Genomic DNA, 15,657 nt, shown 5'->3' on the forward strand with positions numbered 1-15,657 from the left:
GATAAAAATGTTCGTTAACAAGACCGTCATTAAATAATCAGTTTGAAATCAGGCTGGTATTTCGACGGCCATCACTTCTGAGCGCCGACAGGGCGGTAACAGGATCGTCGGTAATGATGTAGCTGAAACTCTTGCCTGCGGTGTTCATGATCCAGTTGAGGCTTGTCCGGTTGTCGCCTGTCTCCTGCCCATAGCCCCTCTGGGATTTCCAGAGCCAGTACTTGGGTTCCGTACAGCAATGGCCATCAGCGGCAAAGAAGCTTTAGGGTTTGGTTTCCGCCACAGGCTGATAGGCACCCATGGTTTTTACATTGTGCTGGGTTCTCAACGCGTTGTAGCTGTTCACGATGTTGTTGAGCGGGAATCTGAGCGTGCTGTCATATTCCTTGAGGCGCACCTCGGTCGCATAGACATAATCCTTGTTGTAATAGCTTTGCCAGTTCAACAGTGAATTGGCCGCTCCGCCGCTGGTGTCGATAAAGTCTGCACCGAACACCGGAATCAGGCGGAAACGGCCTGCTTCACTCTGGGCATTCATAATCCCTTTGGATTCGAAAGTGGCAGCGTTCATGCCAATCGAGTTGACAGGCATTTTGAAGTACACCCAACGCTCGGCCGGTGTTCCCCACCAGTTGCTGTGAGTCTTCACGCTCTGCCAGGCTTTTTTCGCCGCGTCGATGTTCTTGACGTCAAGCAGCAGGATCATCGCGATCTTGTCCCGCTTGATCGCGTCCAGGATGGCATCGAAAGTGGGCAGTTTCTGGTCGCTGTAGCCATTCAAAGAGGGATGCCGAAGCGAAAGATTCAGAGTGTTTCCAAAGTAGTTCGACAGGTTCGGGTTATAGCCAACCTGTCTGTACGGATCATATTCAGTCGAATTCGCGGTCGTGTAAGCATTGGTGGTCCGACCGAGGTTGGTATCATGCAGGAGGATCACATTCCCGGCCCGGTCCAGCTGAAGATCGATTTCCGAACACTCGATTCCATTGGAGGCAGCCTGCTCAATAGAGGCAATCGAGTTTTCCGGCACATCGCGCAGCCAGTCGGGGTGAGAGTTGGTACCGATGGCAGTGCCGTGCAGACCCCGGTGCGCGCAGACAATCGTCAGGTCGTTGTGGGCATCTTTGAGTATCCCGCCGATCTTGTCGGTGTTGTGCTCTGCCAATGCAATAGAGGGCGTTACTATCAATACCGCCGTGCACAGTAGAACTATTTTCGGTAAGCAAAACATAACGTTGACTCCCATAAGGTCAGAATGGAATTAACTGCTGTACGGGCGAAGGCAAGACAAAAAAAGGCAAGGTACGGGCGGAGTCGTGCTCGACTCTTCTGGCTTTAACAAACGTTAAATGATCATGGTGTTCGGGGTCGCGTGTTGCCTGTTCGTTAATGCAACTTCACGCGTGCAGCCACTTTGCTTACCGGAGCCTAGTCAGATGGCAGCGATGACCAGTTCTTTACTGACACTCCTTGCACATACACCGAAGGTGGTGCGGGAGGTGCTTGCGTGGGGGACAGCAGAGCGCCGGTATCAGGGTCGTAGTAGAAGATCTCCTCGATGCTGTCGATGCTGACTTTCAATCGACCTCTGTGCAGGTCGTCATCGACGTTGACGATGCGTTTGGTCCCAGTGGAACAGGTCACGCTGGCGCCACCCGCAAAGCCTTGCCCCCCTGCCCCGGCGGGTTCGATCAGGCACATTGCACCATCCGGACGAGCGATCTGCAGCGCGCCTTGTGGCGTGATGCGATGGGTGTAGACCGGACGACCATCAGGGCCGACCGTGGTAAATGACTCGCCGCGCTCAAAGCGCCTTTCCGGAGCATCGATACCTTTCACGCCCACGATGTTATGCAGCAGCAAACCGTCCGTGCCGATGTAGTAGTGAGCGATTTGCGTGCCGGTGTTCGCGGGCCAGCGCAGGTGCATGTGCATATGCGGCGGCGCATCTTCATGGCCGTGTGGGGCATTGGTGTCGAAGCCCATGATCTGGATCCTGCCCAGCCCGCGGCTTTGTACGTATTGGCCAAGCCCAAGATCACGTACCGCTTCGCGCTGCGCGAACTCCAGCACGTTGGCCGCAGCGCGCTGAATGGAGGGAAACGGATCCTGCACGTAAAGACCCGCGCGGCGTGCCGGGTCGGCATGTTCAAAGCGCAGGACCATGCCCGGCTCAACGATGTGCGTAGAGACCTCGGATGCCGTTATCGCATCCACTGCCAAAGGGGGCAATACCACGTACAAACGTCCGTCATCGAGCCTGAACGGGATATCACCGCTTTCCAGAATCACGCGCGACGTGTTCGCCACCGCTCCGTCGAAACCCAGCTCCAGCGTCCTTGAACGCGGTACTTTCAACGCTATTACCGTCTCGCGCGGGTTGTCGGCGTTCCAGTAAGGGTCTGCCACCAGCCTGCACGTGACGCAACTTGCCGGGTCAAAGCGCAAGCCTGGGCCTTCTTCACGCTTGACGAATTTGATGACGGCAATGACAGACTCGTCGTTGACCGGTGCAGAAGCAGCTAACGCGAGACTCGCGCTCAGCATGGCGCTCGCCGCCAATGCCATTGTTGTCCCGTACGTCGTCATGCGTCAGACATCCGTTGCGGCATGCCTACACCTGCAATCAACTGATCAACCTTCAAAAACTGCGCGTTCATAGGCAAGCCACTATTCAGGTGGAACGGACAAAACAAGTTTCGCAGTGTGCATTGGATCCGCACGCTATCAAGACGAAACGGATTGACTCGGAAAGTAATGCATCAATTAACGCTAACGCTCCGAACCGAAACAGGGTAAGGACATTCTCAATGCCGACATGTTCACCCACAGGAATTTGGCAATTTACCGGTGAACTAATGCGCCGGAAATACTCTTTTACATGCGTTCGTACTGTAGGGGTTCGATGTGACAGATTGAGGACATTAACGTACGACGCACTGATTTGATTAACATGATTAGGCAACTAACAATATGGCGTGTGGCCTGTAGTGAACAGCGCCGAACATAAACTTTTTTTAATGTTGCATACGTGCGTATCGATTACATACTTATTGCGAAAGTATGACCGTCCATTTTATTTTCTTTGAGTTCCGAAAGCAAGCCAAGCCATCGCACAAGAACTACCATGCGAACTCTTGCCGGCCCGACAACCAGCACAAAAAAGCCCGAGAGCTAACGCTCCCAGGCCTTTGTAAACCAGACAAAACCCTTACCGTCAGCTCACTTTAAAGCGCCCCACCAGCCCCTGCTGCTGCTCAGCAAGCCTGGCCAGTTCACGACTCGTGACTGCTGTCTGCTCGGCACCTGCACTCACCTGAATGACCAGCGCGTTGATGTCATTCACGTTGCGGTGGATTTCTTCGGCCACCAGGCTTTGCTCTTCGGCAGCAGATGCAACCTGGATGTTGCGGTCACTGATGGTCGCGATGCCTTCGGCGATTTCTTCCAGCAGTTCGCCAGCGCGTACGACGTTGCTGGCGCCCTCTTGCGCCTTGCCCAGGGTTTCCTGCATGGACGCGGCAGCACGTTCGGAGCCGGACTGCAGGTTGGCGATCATGTTCTGGATGCTGACCGTGGAGTCCTGAGTCTTTTTGGCCAGGTTGCGCACTTCGTCGGCCACCACGGCGAAGCCGCGACCTTGTTCGCCCGCACGCGCGGCTTCGATGGCTGCGTTGAGGGCCAGCAGGTTGGTCTGGTCGGCGACGCCTCGGATGACATCGAGCACCGAGGAAATGGCGTTGCTCTCGCCCTTGAGCTCGTCAATGATTCGTGAAGTCTCTTCAGCCTGGACCGAGAGCCCTTGAATCAGGCCGATGGTGTTGTCGATCTCGGTCTTGCCCTGCACGGTACTGTTATTGACGCGCTGCGACATCTCGGCCGCGTCGGTGGTGCTGCGCGCAACGTCCTTGACGGTGGCGCTCATCTCGCTGATGGCTGTGGCGACCTGATCGGTGCCCAGGCGCTGCTGCGCGACGTTCTGGCTGGTCTGCAACGCCACCGCAGAAGACTGCCCGGCGGCGGTGGCGACCTGTGAGGTAGCGCTGCCGATTTCGCGGATGACCTCGCTGATCTGTTGCGCCATGTTGTCCAGATTGCGTGATATCTCGCCGAACTCGTCTTTACCGGTGTAACGGGTTCTGGCGGTCAGGTCGCGGGTGGATAGCGCAACCAGCGTGCGGTTCACGTCGACCACTGCAACCTTGATATTGCGGATGATCACCGACGCCAGCCACAACACTACGATCAGCATCACGATGACAGTGGCAACCGCTACGTAAAGGCTGCTTTGAGCGGCGCTGCGTGCATCGGAGGCCAGGCCTACGACAGTCTGACCCAATTCCGCTTCAACCCTGGCCATCAGGTCTATGCGGTTGGTGGAGAGGTTGAACCAGTCTTCAGGCTTGATGTTGAGCGGGTCGCCCAAGGGTGTATCGAAACCCAGACGTTGCAAGCGGGCAACTTCAAGTGATCCTGGTTGTTGCAGAACATCATTCAGTCTGGTTTTGAATGCTTCCGGGGACCAGCGCTGGAAGGCTTCGAAGTAACCGGAGAACTCTCCAAGGTTACGGCTGAAGCGTGATAACAGCGCTGCGTCGAAGCGATTCTGGTTGAAAGCCAGGCCCAACAACACCCGCTCGCGACCCGCGCGCTCTTTCATGTCCACGAACTGATTGAGCGAACTCAAGGCGCGCAGTATTTGCGGGTCTTCAATGCTCGCTTCCATCGAATAAGTAAACCCGATGAGCGTTTTGATGATGTCAGTGAAACGCGTGCCGGATTCAGTATTGTTGATTGCCAGCGCATCGACTTTGAGGCGTAGCGCGATCAGGTCATCTAATGCGCGGTTTACTTTTTCCGGCCCGGGAATTCCCTCCGTCGATTGCGCACGCATCTCGCCCATCGCCTGGTCGGTTTCCTGACGAAAGGATTTCAATTTGTCTTGCATGGACTTGCCGCCACTGCCCAGGAACACGCCACTGGCACCGCGCTCGCGCTGGATGGTGGTGACGACGTTGCTGAGCTTCTGTGCGGCACTGGTGGCCGTCACTGCGCGCCTCATATCGCTGAGGTTCTCGCTTTTATCAGCGACGAAAATACCTGCGAAGGCAAGAAAGCCCAGCAGGGGAAACATTAAAATAAGCAGCAGTTTCATACTCAAAGGAGCATTTCTAAGCATTGCAGACCTCATGACGTGCAGACGTTCTATAAAGACGATCCGAGGCCTAACGTTCTGTATTTTTCGACGTTTTTTAATAGCCAGAGATGATTCGGTAATTAGCCTGCCTTAGCCGGTCTTGCTTCCGTCCCATTGTTTCGGCTGAGGGCAGCCGAGCTTTACCAAACTATTTATCTTGACAATTCGCATCACAAGATTAATGAAGACGAGTATTCGAAAATGCGCGGGAAGTTTGGATCCACAAGAAGTGCAATTAACATTAACGGCAATAAACCAAGATGCAAAACATAACGCCAGACAACGTGGTCACCTATAAATGAGATGACCACAGTGTCTGGCGAGAGGAAGGCGGTTTTCTATTCCGCCTGTCACGTTGCACGGATTATTAGCGCAGGTTGGTCTTGGCCAGCTCCAGCACCTCACTGCCCCGCCCGCTCATGATCGCGCGCATCATGTACAGGCTGAAGCCTTTGGCCTGTGCCAGTTTGATTTTCGGCGGGATGCCTAGCTCCTGCTTGGCAGTGACCACGTCAATCAGCACCGGGCCTGGATGATCGAACGCCTTGCGCAACGCTGCAGGCAGCTCTTCGGCGTTCTCCACGCGCAGGCCGAGAATGCCTGCGCCCAAGGCGATACCGGCGAAGTTGGTTTCATGCAGGTCGGTGCCGTGCGGCACGTAGCCACTGGCTTTCATTTCCATGTCGACAAAGCCCAGCGAGCTGTTGTTGAACACCACCATTTTGATCGGCAGGTTCAGTTGGCGGATGCTCAGCAGATCTCCCAACAACATCGACAGACCACCGTCGCCACACAAGGCTACGACCTGACGATCCGGATGTTCGGCCTTGGCCCCCAGAGCTTGTGGTAAAGCGTTGGCCATCGAGCCGTGGTTGAACGAGCCGAGCAGACTGCGCTTGCCGTTCATGTGCAGGTAGCGTGCGGCCCACAGCGTTGGCGTGCCGACATCGACGGTAAAGATTGCATCAGCGTCCGCTTGCTCGTCGACCAATCGAGTGAGGTATTGCGGGTGAATAGGTGTACCGTCTGGCGTAGGCGTGGCCAGCTCGTCCAGTTCCTCACGGGCCTTGGCGTAGTGCTTGAGGGCCTTGTCGAGGAAGCGGCGGTCGGCGTGCGGCTTGAGTTTTGGCTGCAATGCGTCGAGGGTTTCCCGTACCCCGCCGACCAGACCGAGCGCTACCGGCGTGCGGCGACCCAACTGTGTAGGGTCGAGGTCGATCTGGATGATATTGGCTTTTTCCGGGTAGAAATTTCGATATGGGAAGCTGCTGCCGAGAATCACCAGCGTGTCGCAGGACAGCATGGCGTGATAGCCGGAGCTGAAGCCGATCAGGCCGGTCATGCCGACGTCGAACGGGTTGTCGTATTCAACGTGCTGCTTGCCACGTAAGGCATGAACAATGGGGGCGCCCAGCGTGTCGGCCAGTGCAAGGATCTGCTCGTGAGCACCCGCACAGCCTGCACCGCACAGCAAGGTCACGGCCTTCGAGTCGTTGAGCATGTCGGCCATCGACTGCAAGTCGTTGTCTGCCGGGACGACAGCTGGCGGCGTGGCCTCGATCCATTTCGCAGCTACATCAGGGGATTCGCTGAGTGCTACATCGCCGGGCAAGACGATAACGGCAAAACCTTTCTGGCTGATCGCCGCGCGCATGGCACGTTCCAGCACACGGGGGAATTGCTCGGGGTTGCTGACCAGTTCGACGAAGTGGCTGCACTCCTTGAACAGCTCCTGCGGGTGGGTTTCCTGAAAGTAATCCAGGCCGATTTCCGAGGAAGGAATGTGCGCAGCAATTGCCAGCACCGGCACGCGGTTGCGATGGCAGTCGTACAGGCCATTGATCAGGTGCAGGTTGCCCGGTCCGCAGCTGCCTGCACAGACCGCCAGCTTGCCGCTGGATGCCGCCTGGGCACCGGCGGCGAAGGCTGCGACTTCTTCATGACGGGTGTGCATCCAGCGAATCGAATCGGTGCGTTCCAGGCTGTCGGTCAGGCCGTTGAGGCTGTCACCGGACACCCCCCAGATGTGGGAAACATCTGCCGCTGCGAGGGTTTGCGCAAGATGGTCGGCGATGGTCTTGGACATTAGGGGTTCCTTGTCGAGGCAATAATGAATTCGGTAAAACGCGCGCAGCGCTCTGCTACGCCTGTTGTGGTCGACCCGATGAATTCTCGACAGTTCAGAAAACCTGAGCCCTGTTCAGGGCTCGGTCAGACAGTTTGCATTGGCAAACAATTCAGGCGTGCGGGTTACCCGGCGCCTTGGTAGGGACTGCATATTGCGGCTTGAGCTTGCCCTCGCTGTCGAGCAGCCAGGCATCGAGAATTTCCCGGACCACAGGGCCCGCGACTCGACCGCCCGCCTCGCCGTTCTCGATGGTCACAGATACCACGATCTTCGGATGGTCGGCCGGTGCGAAGCCGACGAACAAGGCGTTGTCACGGTTACGCTCCAGCGTCTTCAGGCGGTTGTAACGCTCACCCTGCTTGATCGCCACCACCTGCGCCGTACCGCTTTTGCCAGCGATGCGGTACTGCGCGCCCTTGGCGGCATCGCGCGCAATGCCGCGCGGGTCGTGCATGACCATCTGCATGCCGGTGTTGACCTGATTCCATTCATTGGGATCGCGCAGCACGATGTTTGGCATCGGGTGCTCATCAAGCGGCACGTCATGACCTACTTCCATCGCCAGGTGCGGCCGATGCCAGACGCCTTTGCTGGCAAGCAGTGACGTGGCCTGGGCCAGTTGCAACGGCGTGACCTGCATATAGCCCTGGCCGATACCGAGAATCACCGTTTCGCCCGGGAACCACGCCTGGCGGCGTGTAGCGCGCTTCCATTCGCGGGACGGCATCAGCCCGGCCGATTCCTCGAACATGTCCAGCGAGACCTTCTGACCGATGCCGAACATGGTCATGTAGTCGTGCAGGCGGTCGATGCCGAGCTTGTGCGCGACAGTGTAAAAGTAGGTGTCATTGGAACGCATGATCGCTGTGTCCATATCCACCCAGCCATCGCCGCTGTGGTTCCAGTTGCGGTATTTGTGATCGAAGTCCGGCAGCTGGAAATAACCGGGGTCGAAGACCTTGGTCGAGGCTGTGACCACACCGCTGTCGAGACCGGCAATCGCCACCTCCGGCTTGACCGTCGAGCCCGGTGCGTAAAGGCCACGCAGCACCCGGTTGAACAGCGGCCGGTCAATGGAATCGCGCAGCGCAGCGTACTGCTTGAAGCTGATGCCGGTGACGAACAGGTTGGGGTCGAAGCTTGGTTTGCTGACCATCGCCAGCACTTCGCCGGTTTCCGGGTCCAACGCAACCACCGAACCACGTCGATCACCCAGAGCGTTTTCCGCTGCGGCCTGCAAATGCGCGTCCAGCGTGAGGGTGATGTTCTTGCCCGGCACCGGGTCAGTATGTTTCAGCACCCGCAGCACGCGGCCCTGGGCGTTGGTTTCGACCTCTTCGTAGCCTACGTGGCCGTGCAGCTCGGATTCGTAGAAGCGCTCGATACCGGTCTTGCCGATGGATTGAGTGCCGCGATATTCGTTGTCGAGATGCGACGCTTCTTTTTCGTTGATACGCCCGACATAGCCAATCGAATGAGCAAAATGCGCGCCCAACGGGTAGTGACGAACGAACTGCGCTGCCACATCCACGCCCGGTAGCAGGTACTGATTGACCGCCAGTATGGCGATCTGCTCCTCGGTCAGCTCATACAGCAGTGTTGCGGGCTCGAACGGGTGACGAACCTGTTTCAGTTCCTTGTCGAACAGAATCCGGTCTTCGTCGGGCAACTCCAGCAGGGTCATCAGTTCATCGATCACCTTGTGCCAGTCACCGGCGCGCTCACGGGTCAGGGTCAGGTTGAAACTGGGGCGATTGTCAGCGAGCACTTCGCCATTGCGGTCAAAGATCAAACCGCGCTCGGGCGGGATCGGCAGCACGTGAACACGGTTGTTTTCGGAAATGGTCGAGTGATAGTCGAACTCGGTGACTTGCAGGAAATACATGCGCGCGACCAGACAGGCAGCCAGCAGGCCGACCAGCACCGCGCAGGCAATCAGGCGCTGATTGACCAGCCGCGTCTCTTTTTCGTGGTCTTTCAGGGGAATTGGATTGGGCATTTCTACAGCTTCTCGGTGAAGGGCAAACGGCGCAACTAAACGTGTATATAAAGATTTCGGCGCGCACCATACCAAGAAGCGGCTGACTGCAGGCGATCAAGCCGACAATCGCAGGATGAAAAATCTGTCAGAAAAGACTCATTCGGGCGTGATCTGCAGCGTATTCGACGCTTCACGGGCCTGCATAATGCGCGGCAGATTGGTCTCGATCCAGGTGGCGAGTGTTTCAACCTGCAAGGCGACTTCTTCGCCCATCGGGGTCAGCCGGTATTGAACATGCGGCGGCACCACCGGCAGTGACTTGCGGCTGACGAAGCCGTCCTGCTCCAGGTGCTGCAGGGTTTGCGCGAGCATTTTCTCGCTGACCCCGCCAATTTTGCGCCGCACCTCGCTGAAACGATGCATGCCGCCGCGCAAAACCACCAGCACCAGCACGCCCCAACGGCTGCAAACATGGTTGAGCACAATCCGTGAAGGGCAATCAGTGGCCAGTACCTGCCCCTGACGAACGAAGGCCAGCATGGACTCGACCGTTTCAGACTGTGGACGCGAGGCAGATTCACTCATGAAACTTACCTTTTCGTACGTACTTACGAAAGGTAAGCATGATGACTATGCTGGCGCTTCCTTTCAACCTGATTCAAGGAATCCTTCCATGATCGTTGTCACCGGTGCCACTGGCCAGCTTGGCCGTATCGTCATTGAACAGCTGCTCACTCGTGTACCTGCCGGGCAGATCATTGCCGCAGTCCGCAGCCCGGAAAAGGCCAATGACCTCTCGGCAAAGGGCATTCAAGTTCGTCACGCCGACTATTCGCAGCCGTTGACGCTGGACAGCGCGTTTGCCGGTGCCGACAAAGTGCTGCTGATTTCTTCCAGCGAAGTGGGCCAGCGCCTGCCGCAGCACAAGGCCGTGGTTGATGCGGCGAAACGCGTCGGGGTCAAACTGCTGGCTTACACCAGTGTTCTGCATGCAGACGCCTCGGTACTGGGCCTGGCCAGAGAGCACCGCGAAACCGAAGACTACCTGCGCGCCAGCGGGCTGCCTTATGTCCTGCTGCGCAATGGCTGGTACACCGAAAACTACACAGCAGGCATTCCAGGCGCGCTGAGCCATGGCGCGGTCATGGGCTGTGCCGACGAGGGCCGCATCAGTTCGGCGTCGCGCCTCGATTACGCTGAAGCTGCGGCGGTGCTGCTGACCTCCGGCGAGGATCAGAGCGGTCGCGTGTACGAGCTGGCTGGTGACGATTCCTACACCCTTGCTGAGTTCGCTGCCGAGCTTTCAAAGCAGGCCGGCAAGACTCTGCCTTACGTCAACCTGCCGCAAGCCGAATTCAAAGCCGCGCTGATCCAGGCAGGCTTGCCAGACTTCGTTGCGCAGTTGCTGGCTGATTCCGACGCGGCCGCAGCCAAAGGCGCGCTGTTCGATGACAGTCACCAGTTGAGCGCACTGATCGGCCGTCCGACCACCAGGCTCTCTGCAACCATCGCCCAGACCCTGCAAGGCTAAGCGCGGCAAACCCGATCGAATGATTTGCAAACGTGAGGGTCCCAGTTGTTACGAGGCATTAAGCCATCGCCTGATACCAAAGACTGGGAGTCTTTACATGAATAGCAAATCGTTGATCGCCTGCATGACCTTGCTGGGCTGCTTCTCCGCCGTCACCCTGCCCGCTCACGCAGAGACGGCGGACCCGAAAGTCACCGAATCCAAGGACAACGCCCATGAGCTGGAAGTAGGCTCCCGCGTTCCGGAAAAATATCGCCGCAGCGACCTGGAAGTGAAGGACTGGAAAAGTAAAGGCCTGGAAACACCCGCCAAGGAAAGCGAATGGGTAAAGATTAACGACAAGTACGTGCGTTTCCAGAAGGTCAATGGCCAGATTATGGACATCGTGCCGGTGAAGAAGTAAGGCTTACGCGCTTCGCTTTTTACGCTCTGCGTGAGCATGCCTGAGTGACGCAGCTCGTCACGACACGCATGCCGACGCAGAGCATTTGCACTAGCCGGTGCTTTTTAACGCAATGCGACACATCGGCATCGCGCTGGCACATGAGTTCAGCTACCCTCGGTGCTCTGCCGACGGGATATCAGCATGAGCACCATCCACTCCAGCGACTCGACCGCAACCCCCTTTTTCTGGCGCGATGAGTGTCTGCCTTTCATTGAGGCGCGCTCGGTAGAAGATGGCCGGCTGGTCTGCTATGCCCCGCATTCGCATGAGACTTTTTCCATCGGCGCGATTACCGCTGGGCAAAGCACCTATTTGCACGAAAAGAGCTCACAGCGCGTAACGGCAGGCACCGCGGTCCTGATGAACCCCGGAGATGTGCATGCCTGCAACCCGGTCAACAATCAGCCGTGGTCGTACCTGATGCTTTATGTGGACAGCCATTGGCTAGGCGACATACAGCAGGATATAGGGCTGAACGCTGAATCCGGCTTTCAACCCCTGCCCTATACGCACACTAGCGATCCGCTACTGTTCGGTAAATTGACGGCGCTGTACCAGACCCTGACCGACGCAAAAGCCGATACGCTGCAAAAACATTGCACGGCGGTAGCGTTCTTCACCCTGATGCTGGAGACATTTGATGCTGCGCCAGCGCCGCCCCTCCAACTCTCCCCCCGAGTCACGCGCGCCGCTGAGTACATCAACGACAACTTCACCCGGCCCATCAAACTCGCCGACATCTGTGCTGCAGCCAACCTCTCAGCGTCATACCTGATTCGCTCGTTCGAGCAGCGTTATCACCTGACGCCGCATGCCTACTTGCTCAACCGCCGTATCCAGCACGCCCAAACACAGTTGAAAAGCGGCAAGATGATTGCCGACGTTGCGCAGAAAACCGGCTTTGCCGATCAAGCGCATTTTCAGCGTGAGTTTAAAAAACACCTGGCAGCGACACCGGGGCAGTATCGGTTGTGATTGCACGGGTCAGATCAACAGATACAACGCACAGCCAGCCAATAACAGCGCCATGATCCGGTTGAAAACACGCACACTTGCCGCGCTGCACAAATAGTTGCTCAGAAAACTCCCGGCAAAGACCCAGCATCCCAGTGACAGGTAACACACCACACAATAGATGGTTGCGAATTGCCAGATCAACGTGGCCTCGCCATTGGCAACAAAAACACCCATGCCTGCTATCGATGCCAGCCATGCCTTGGGGTTGAGCCATTGCATGACCGCCCCTTGTATCATCGAAGGACCGACTGCCTTATCGCCCAGGCTCAGTTGACCGTTGTCGGTTGCAAGCCGGAACGCCATATACAGCAGAAATGCCACGCCGGACCATTGAATGATTCGGGTCAGAAATGGCCATTGCTGCAAGGTTTCGTACAGGCCAAAACCGATGAGCAGCAGCAATAGGGTAAAGCCCAGCGTTGCACCCAGCACGTGGCGCATGCCCGGCCAGACCCCATAGCGCGCACCGGCACTAAACGCCACAATGTTGACCGGTCCCGGCGTGATGGACGAAGCCAGTGCAAACGCAGCCATGGAAATCAGCATAGTCATGAAACACCCCTTGAACATGATCAAAAATGACCCGCTCAAGGTAATGACGGCAATGAACAGCGTATTGAAGGAAATTGCTCACAATATTATTCCAGCCATCCGCTTCACCTAAAACCATTGCTTTTTTGTCCGCATGCCTTACAAATGCAATGTTCTCAGTCTGTAACCTCACTGCCACCTTCTCTGCGAGCCTGCTCCATGTCCAGAACCGTCGCCATTGCCTTCGCCTGCCTGCTTTCATCAACGGCCCAGGCCGCCTGCCCCGCCGCGACCCCGGTCGATACAGCGCGCTGGTTCTACGAAAAGCACCAGGACTTCTACCTCAGTGGCAAAGGCTCGGCTGATTACCTGTCCAAGCCTTTGCTGGGCTTGCTGAAAAAAGACTGGGCCTGTCAGAACGGTGATCAGTGCGCAGTCAGCGCCAACCCCTGGACCGACGCGCAGGATGGCGATGTGCAGAAGCCCATCGACTGGAAGCTGGTGTCCAATTCCGACAAGCAGGCGGTGGTCGAGATGACCTACAACCTGGGCTACAAAGACGCCCCGCAGCAGCCGGTCACCAGCCAGACCACTCGTCTGTTGTTGACTAAAAATGCCAGCAGTTGCTGGGTGCTGGACAATCTTCAAGGGCCGCAGGGTGTCGCACTGATGCAGACCCTGGAGGAATTTCCTTACGAAGGTGATTGATCGGCCTTGAAACAATCCGTCATTCTCGGTATCACAGGCACTTGAATTTCACGAGCGAGCACCATGAATACCTTTGAGCAATCGATTATTGAGGCTGCGCAGGCCGCCACGCCCAATAACACCGATGCCGAACGCGAAGCTGCCAGAATTGCCGCCACGCAGGCAGTGGCCGAAATCATGTCCAGCCGCAGCGGGCTGGACCGTACCCTGGCATTGGCCGAGTTGCTGGATTCCTACTCGGAACATGACGATCAGGAAGACGATTAGGCTGGGCGGCAGCGGGCAAAAATTTATTACCTGTTTATTTAACTGCCACGCTAAAGAAAGCTACTGTAGCGGTCGATAATTCGATTGAGGGGGTTCATCACAGCCCCCATTCATTTAGTCATTTAGTGCGCTCGGATGCGACCAATAGGGGAACCATCCGTGCAAGTCGAACAACTGAAAGACATCCAGGCCTACGTCAGGCGCACCGCCGACGACCTTGAACTCGTCTCGGCCAATCTTGCCGGACATCTTTTGTACCTGGAGCGTACTTCTCGCCCGCATGAAGCGCAGGAAGTCAGCGAGCGGATCGTCGGCTTGCGTGCGTCAGTCGATGGCCTTCGTGGCGTGTTCCGGTAACTGACCATTTACCTTTCCCCGGCCTGCGACAGCGGCCTCGCTACTTCCTCCAGAGACTTGCGCTCGGCAGCCGCGCCCCATATCGACTGCACCAGCGCCGCGAACATCATCAACCCTGCCCCGATCAGATAGCCGATCAGCACATTGCTGCGTTCGCCGGTTTCTATCAACTCACCAAACAACGTCGGGCCTATCATCCCGCCCAGCCCCGTACCGAAGGCGTAGAACACTGCAATCGCCAATGCGCGGATTTCCAGCGGAAAGGTTTCGGCCACTGTCAGGTAGGCCGAGCTGGCCGCTGCCGAAGCAAAGAAGAAAATCACCATCCAGGCAATGGCCTGCTGAGTTACATCCAGCAGACCTTGCTTGAACATATAGCCACTGATCGCCAACAGCACGCCTGACACACCATAGGTCAGGCTGATCATGACACGCCGCCCCACCACGTCAAACAACCTGCCCAGCAGCAGCGGACCGCAGAAATTACCCAACGCCAGCGGTAACACATACCAACCGACGCGCTCGGACGGCACGCCATAGAAGTCGGTCAATACCAACGCATAAGTGAAGAAAATCGCATTGTAGAAAAAAGCCTGCGCCGTCAGCAGCGTCAGGCCAACCAGCGATCGCTGGCGAAACGTCACCAGCAAGGTTCTGGCAACCTCCCCCAGCGGCGTGTGGTCGCGCACGTGCAGGCGCAAGGGTTTGCCCTGCACGGGAGACAGCACATGGCCCTGGCGCTGCAAATCGGCCTCTATCTGTTCAACGATCTTTTTCGCCTGCGTGGCCTGGCCGTGAATCAACAGCCAGCGTGGGCTCTCCGGCAGCCACAGACGCATCAGCAGCACCAGCAGGCCCAATACCGCACCGATCCCGAAACACAGGCGCCAGCCCAGTTCGGCACCTACCCATTGCGGATCGAGCAACACAATCGAGCCAATCGCGCCCAGCGCAGCACCCAGCCAGAACGTGCCATTGATGGTCAGGTCGACCCAGCCCCGGTAACGCGCCGGGGTAAATTCCTGGATCGTCGAATTGATTGCGGTGTACTCGCCACCGATACCCATGCCGGTCAGAAAACGGAACAGCATGAAGCTCCAGACACTGAATGAAAACGCCGTGGCGGCCGTGGCACCGACGTACAGCAGCAAGGTGATGAAGAACAGTTTGCGACGCCCGAGACGGTCCGCCAGCCAGCCAAAAAATAACGCGCCGAGTACGGCACCGGCGATATACGCGGCACCCGCCAGGCCCACGTCACTGTTGGTCAGGTTGAGCGCCGGACTGGCTTTCAGAGCGCCAGCCACCGAGCCGGCAAGGGTCACTTCCAGGCCATCGAGCAACCAGGTGATACCCAGCGCCACAACCAGTAAGGTGTGAAACCGCCCCCAGGGCAAGCGGTCCAGACGGGCCGGCAAATCGGTTTCGAACACTCCACCCTTTTCATCGGTTGTGGTCATTTCCGGCTCCCTGACAGCGAACATTGGTGTCAAGT

At 57.2% G+C, this 15,657-nt stretch carries 14 protein-coding genes; 6 read left to right on the forward strand and 8 right to left on the reverse strand.

The features are described from left to right. Nucleotides 1-262: 262 nt before the first annotated feature. The 6 genes from FFH21_RS15175 to FFH21_RS15200 all read right to left on the reverse strand — a co-directional run bounded on the left by FFH21_RS15175 (nt 263) and on the right by FFH21_RS15200 (nt 9,891). On the reverse strand, nt 263-1,246 hold the full coding sequence (locus FFH21_RS15175) for a glycerophosphodiester phosphodiesterase family protein (RefSeq protein ID WP_230851978.1): 984 nt from the start codon (nt 1,244-1,246) through the stop codon (nt 263-265). 182 nt (nt 1,247-1,428) lie between these two features. Then, nucleotides 1,429-2,589 carry a hypothetical protein gene (locus FFH21_RS15180; RefSeq protein WP_230383631.1) on the reverse strand — a complete coding sequence of 387 codons (1,161 nt, stop codon included), beginning with the start codon at nt 2,587-2,589 and terminating at the stop codon, nt 1,429-1,431. Nucleotides 2,590-3,217: 628 nt separating this feature from the next. Continuing rightward, nucleotides 3,218-5,134, reverse strand: coding sequence for a methyl-accepting chemotaxis protein (locus FFH21_RS15185; RefSeq protein WP_041924820.1), 1,917 nt, complete (start codon nt 5,132-5,134; stop codon nt 3,218-3,220). Between the two features lie 430 nt (nt 5,135-5,564). Beyond that, entirely contained in the window at nt 5,565-7,283 is a 1,719-nt protein-coding gene (gene poxB / locus FFH21_RS15190; RefSeq protein ID WP_054073207.1) for a ubiquinone-dependent pyruvate dehydrogenase, read from the reverse strand. A 151-nt stretch (nt 7,284-7,434) separates the two neighbouring features. After that, nucleotides 7,435-9,324: a penicillin-binding protein 2 gene (gene mrdA, locus FFH21_RS15195; protein ID WP_011168829.1), complete on the reverse strand. Its 1,890-nt coding sequence runs from the start codon at nt 9,322-9,324 to the stop codon at nt 7,435-7,437. Between the two features lie 138 nt (nt 9,325-9,462). Next, complete coding sequence (locus FFH21_RS15200; RefSeq protein WP_011168830.1) at nt 9,463-9,891, reverse strand: helix-turn-helix domain-containing protein; 429 nt, start codon at nt 9,889-9,891, stop codon at nt 9,463-9,465. Nucleotides 9,892-9,979: 88 nt separating this feature from the next. Between FFH21_RS15200 and FFH21_RS15205 the strand changes: the two genes are divergently transcribed. From FFH21_RS15205 to FFH21_RS15215, 3 genes are all read left to right on the forward strand, one after another. Further along, a complete protein-coding gene (locus FFH21_RS15205) occupies nt 9,980-10,837 on the forward strand; it encodes an SDR family oxidoreductase (protein ID WP_004667689.1) in 858 nt (285 codons plus the stop codon). Nucleotides 10,838-10,934: 97 nt separating this feature from the next. Continuing rightward, entirely contained in the window at nt 10,935-11,240 is a 306-nt protein-coding gene (locus FFH21_RS15210; RefSeq protein WP_002553806.1) for an RcnB family protein, read from the forward strand. Between the two features lie 183 nt (nt 11,241-11,423). Next, nucleotides 11,424-12,257: an AraC family transcriptional regulator gene (locus tag FFH21_RS15215; protein ID WP_011168831.1), complete on the forward strand. Its 834-nt coding sequence runs from the start codon at nt 11,424-11,426 to the stop codon at nt 12,255-12,257. Between the two features lie 9 nt (nt 12,258-12,266). Here the strand turns inward: FFH21_RS15215 and FFH21_RS15220 are convergent, their stop codons facing one another. Continuing rightward, the gene (locus FFH21_RS15220) at nt 12,267-12,851 is read right to left on the reverse strand and encodes a LysE family translocator (RefSeq protein WP_004667690.1); all 585 of its coding nucleotides are present in this window, start codon (nt 12,849-12,851) and stop codon (nt 12,267-12,269) included. Nucleotides 12,852-13,049: 198 nt separating this feature from the next. Between FFH21_RS15220 and FFH21_RS15225 the strand changes: the two genes are divergently transcribed. The 3 genes from FFH21_RS15225 to FFH21_RS15235 all read left to right on the forward strand — a co-directional run bounded on the left by FFH21_RS15225 (nt 13,050) and on the right by FFH21_RS15235 (nt 14,162). Further along, nucleotides 13,050-13,538 carry a DUF3828 domain-containing protein gene (locus FFH21_RS15225; protein WP_004665537.1) on the forward strand — a complete coding sequence of 163 codons (489 nt, stop codon included), beginning with the start codon at nt 13,050-13,052 and terminating at the stop codon, nt 13,536-13,538. A 63-nt stretch (nt 13,539-13,601) separates the two neighbouring features. Further along, entirely contained in the window at nt 13,602-13,805 is a 204-nt protein-coding gene (locus tag FFH21_RS15230) for a hypothetical protein (RefSeq protein ID WP_002553810.1), read from the forward strand. 159 nt (nt 13,806-13,964) lie between these two features. After that, nucleotides 13,965-14,162, forward strand: coding sequence for a hypothetical protein (locus tag FFH21_RS15235; protein WP_041924572.1), 198 nt, complete (start codon nt 13,965-13,967; stop codon nt 14,160-14,162). 8 nt (nt 14,163-14,170) lie between these two features. Here FFH21_RS15235 and FFH21_RS15240 read toward each other — a convergent pair whose 3' ends face one another. Beyond that, nucleotides 14,171-15,622, reverse strand: a complete 1,452-nt coding sequence (locus FFH21_RS15240) for an MFS transporter (protein WP_004667692.1) — start codon at nt 15,620-15,622, stop codon at nt 14,171-14,173. Nucleotides 15,623-15,657: the final 35 nt, after the last annotated feature.

It is taken from the genome of Pseudomonas sp. KBS0707 (assembly GCF_005937945.2).
GTDB lineage: Bacteria > Pseudomonadota > Gammaproteobacteria > Pseudomonadales > Pseudomonadaceae > Aquipseudomonas > Aquipseudomonas amygdali.

Excerpts from the sequence above, each read along its gene's own strand:
- FFH21_RS15225 (WP_004665537.1), top strand. The coding sequence starts at position 13,050 with ATGTCCAGAACCGTCGCCATTGCCTTCGCCTGCCTGCTTTCATCAACG.
- mrdA (WP_011168829.1), bottom strand. The coding sequence starts at position 9,324 with ATGCCCAATCCAATTCCCCTGAAAGACCACGAAAAAGAGACGCGGCTG.
- FFH21_RS15180 (WP_230383631.1), bottom strand. The coding sequence starts at position 2,589 with ATGACGACGTACGGGACAACAATGGCATTGGCGGCGAGCGCCATGCTG.
- poxB (WP_054073207.1), bottom strand. The coding sequence starts at position 7,283 with ATGTCCAAGACCATCGCCGACCATCTTGCGCAAACCCTCGCAGCGGCA.
- FFH21_RS15215 (WP_011168831.1), top strand. The coding sequence starts at position 11,424 with ATGAGCACCATCCACTCCAGCGACTCGACCGCAACCCCCTTTTTCTGG.
- FFH21_RS15240 (WP_004667692.1), bottom strand. The coding sequence starts at position 15,622 with ATGACCACAACCGATGAAAAGGGTGGAGTGTTCGAAACCGATTTGCCG.
- FFH21_RS15220 (WP_004667690.1), bottom strand. The coding sequence starts at position 12,851 with ATGACTATGCTGATTTCCATGGCTGCGTTTGCACTGGCTTCGTCCATC.
- FFH21_RS15210 (WP_002553806.1), top strand. The coding sequence starts at position 10,935 with ATGAATAGCAAATCGTTGATCGCCTGCATGACCTTGCTGGGCTGCTTC.
- FFH21_RS15230 (WP_002553810.1), top strand. The coding sequence starts at position 13,602 with ATGAATACCTTTGAGCAATCGATTATTGAGGCTGCGCAGGCCGCCACG.
- FFH21_RS15175 (WP_230851978.1), bottom strand. The coding sequence starts at position 1,246 with ATGGGAGTCAACGTTATGTTTTGCTTACCGAAAATAGTTCTACTGTGC.
- FFH21_RS15200 (WP_011168830.1), bottom strand. The coding sequence starts at position 9,891 with ATGAGTGAATCTGCCTCGCGTCCACAGTCTGAAACGGTCGAGTCCATG.
- FFH21_RS15185 (WP_041924820.1), bottom strand. The coding sequence starts at position 5,134 with ATGTTTCCCCTGCTGGGCTTTCTTGCCTTCGCAGGTATTTTCGTCGCT.
- FFH21_RS15205 (WP_004667689.1), top strand. The coding sequence starts at position 9,980 with ATGATCGTTGTCACCGGTGCCACTGGCCAGCTTGGCCGTATCGTCATT.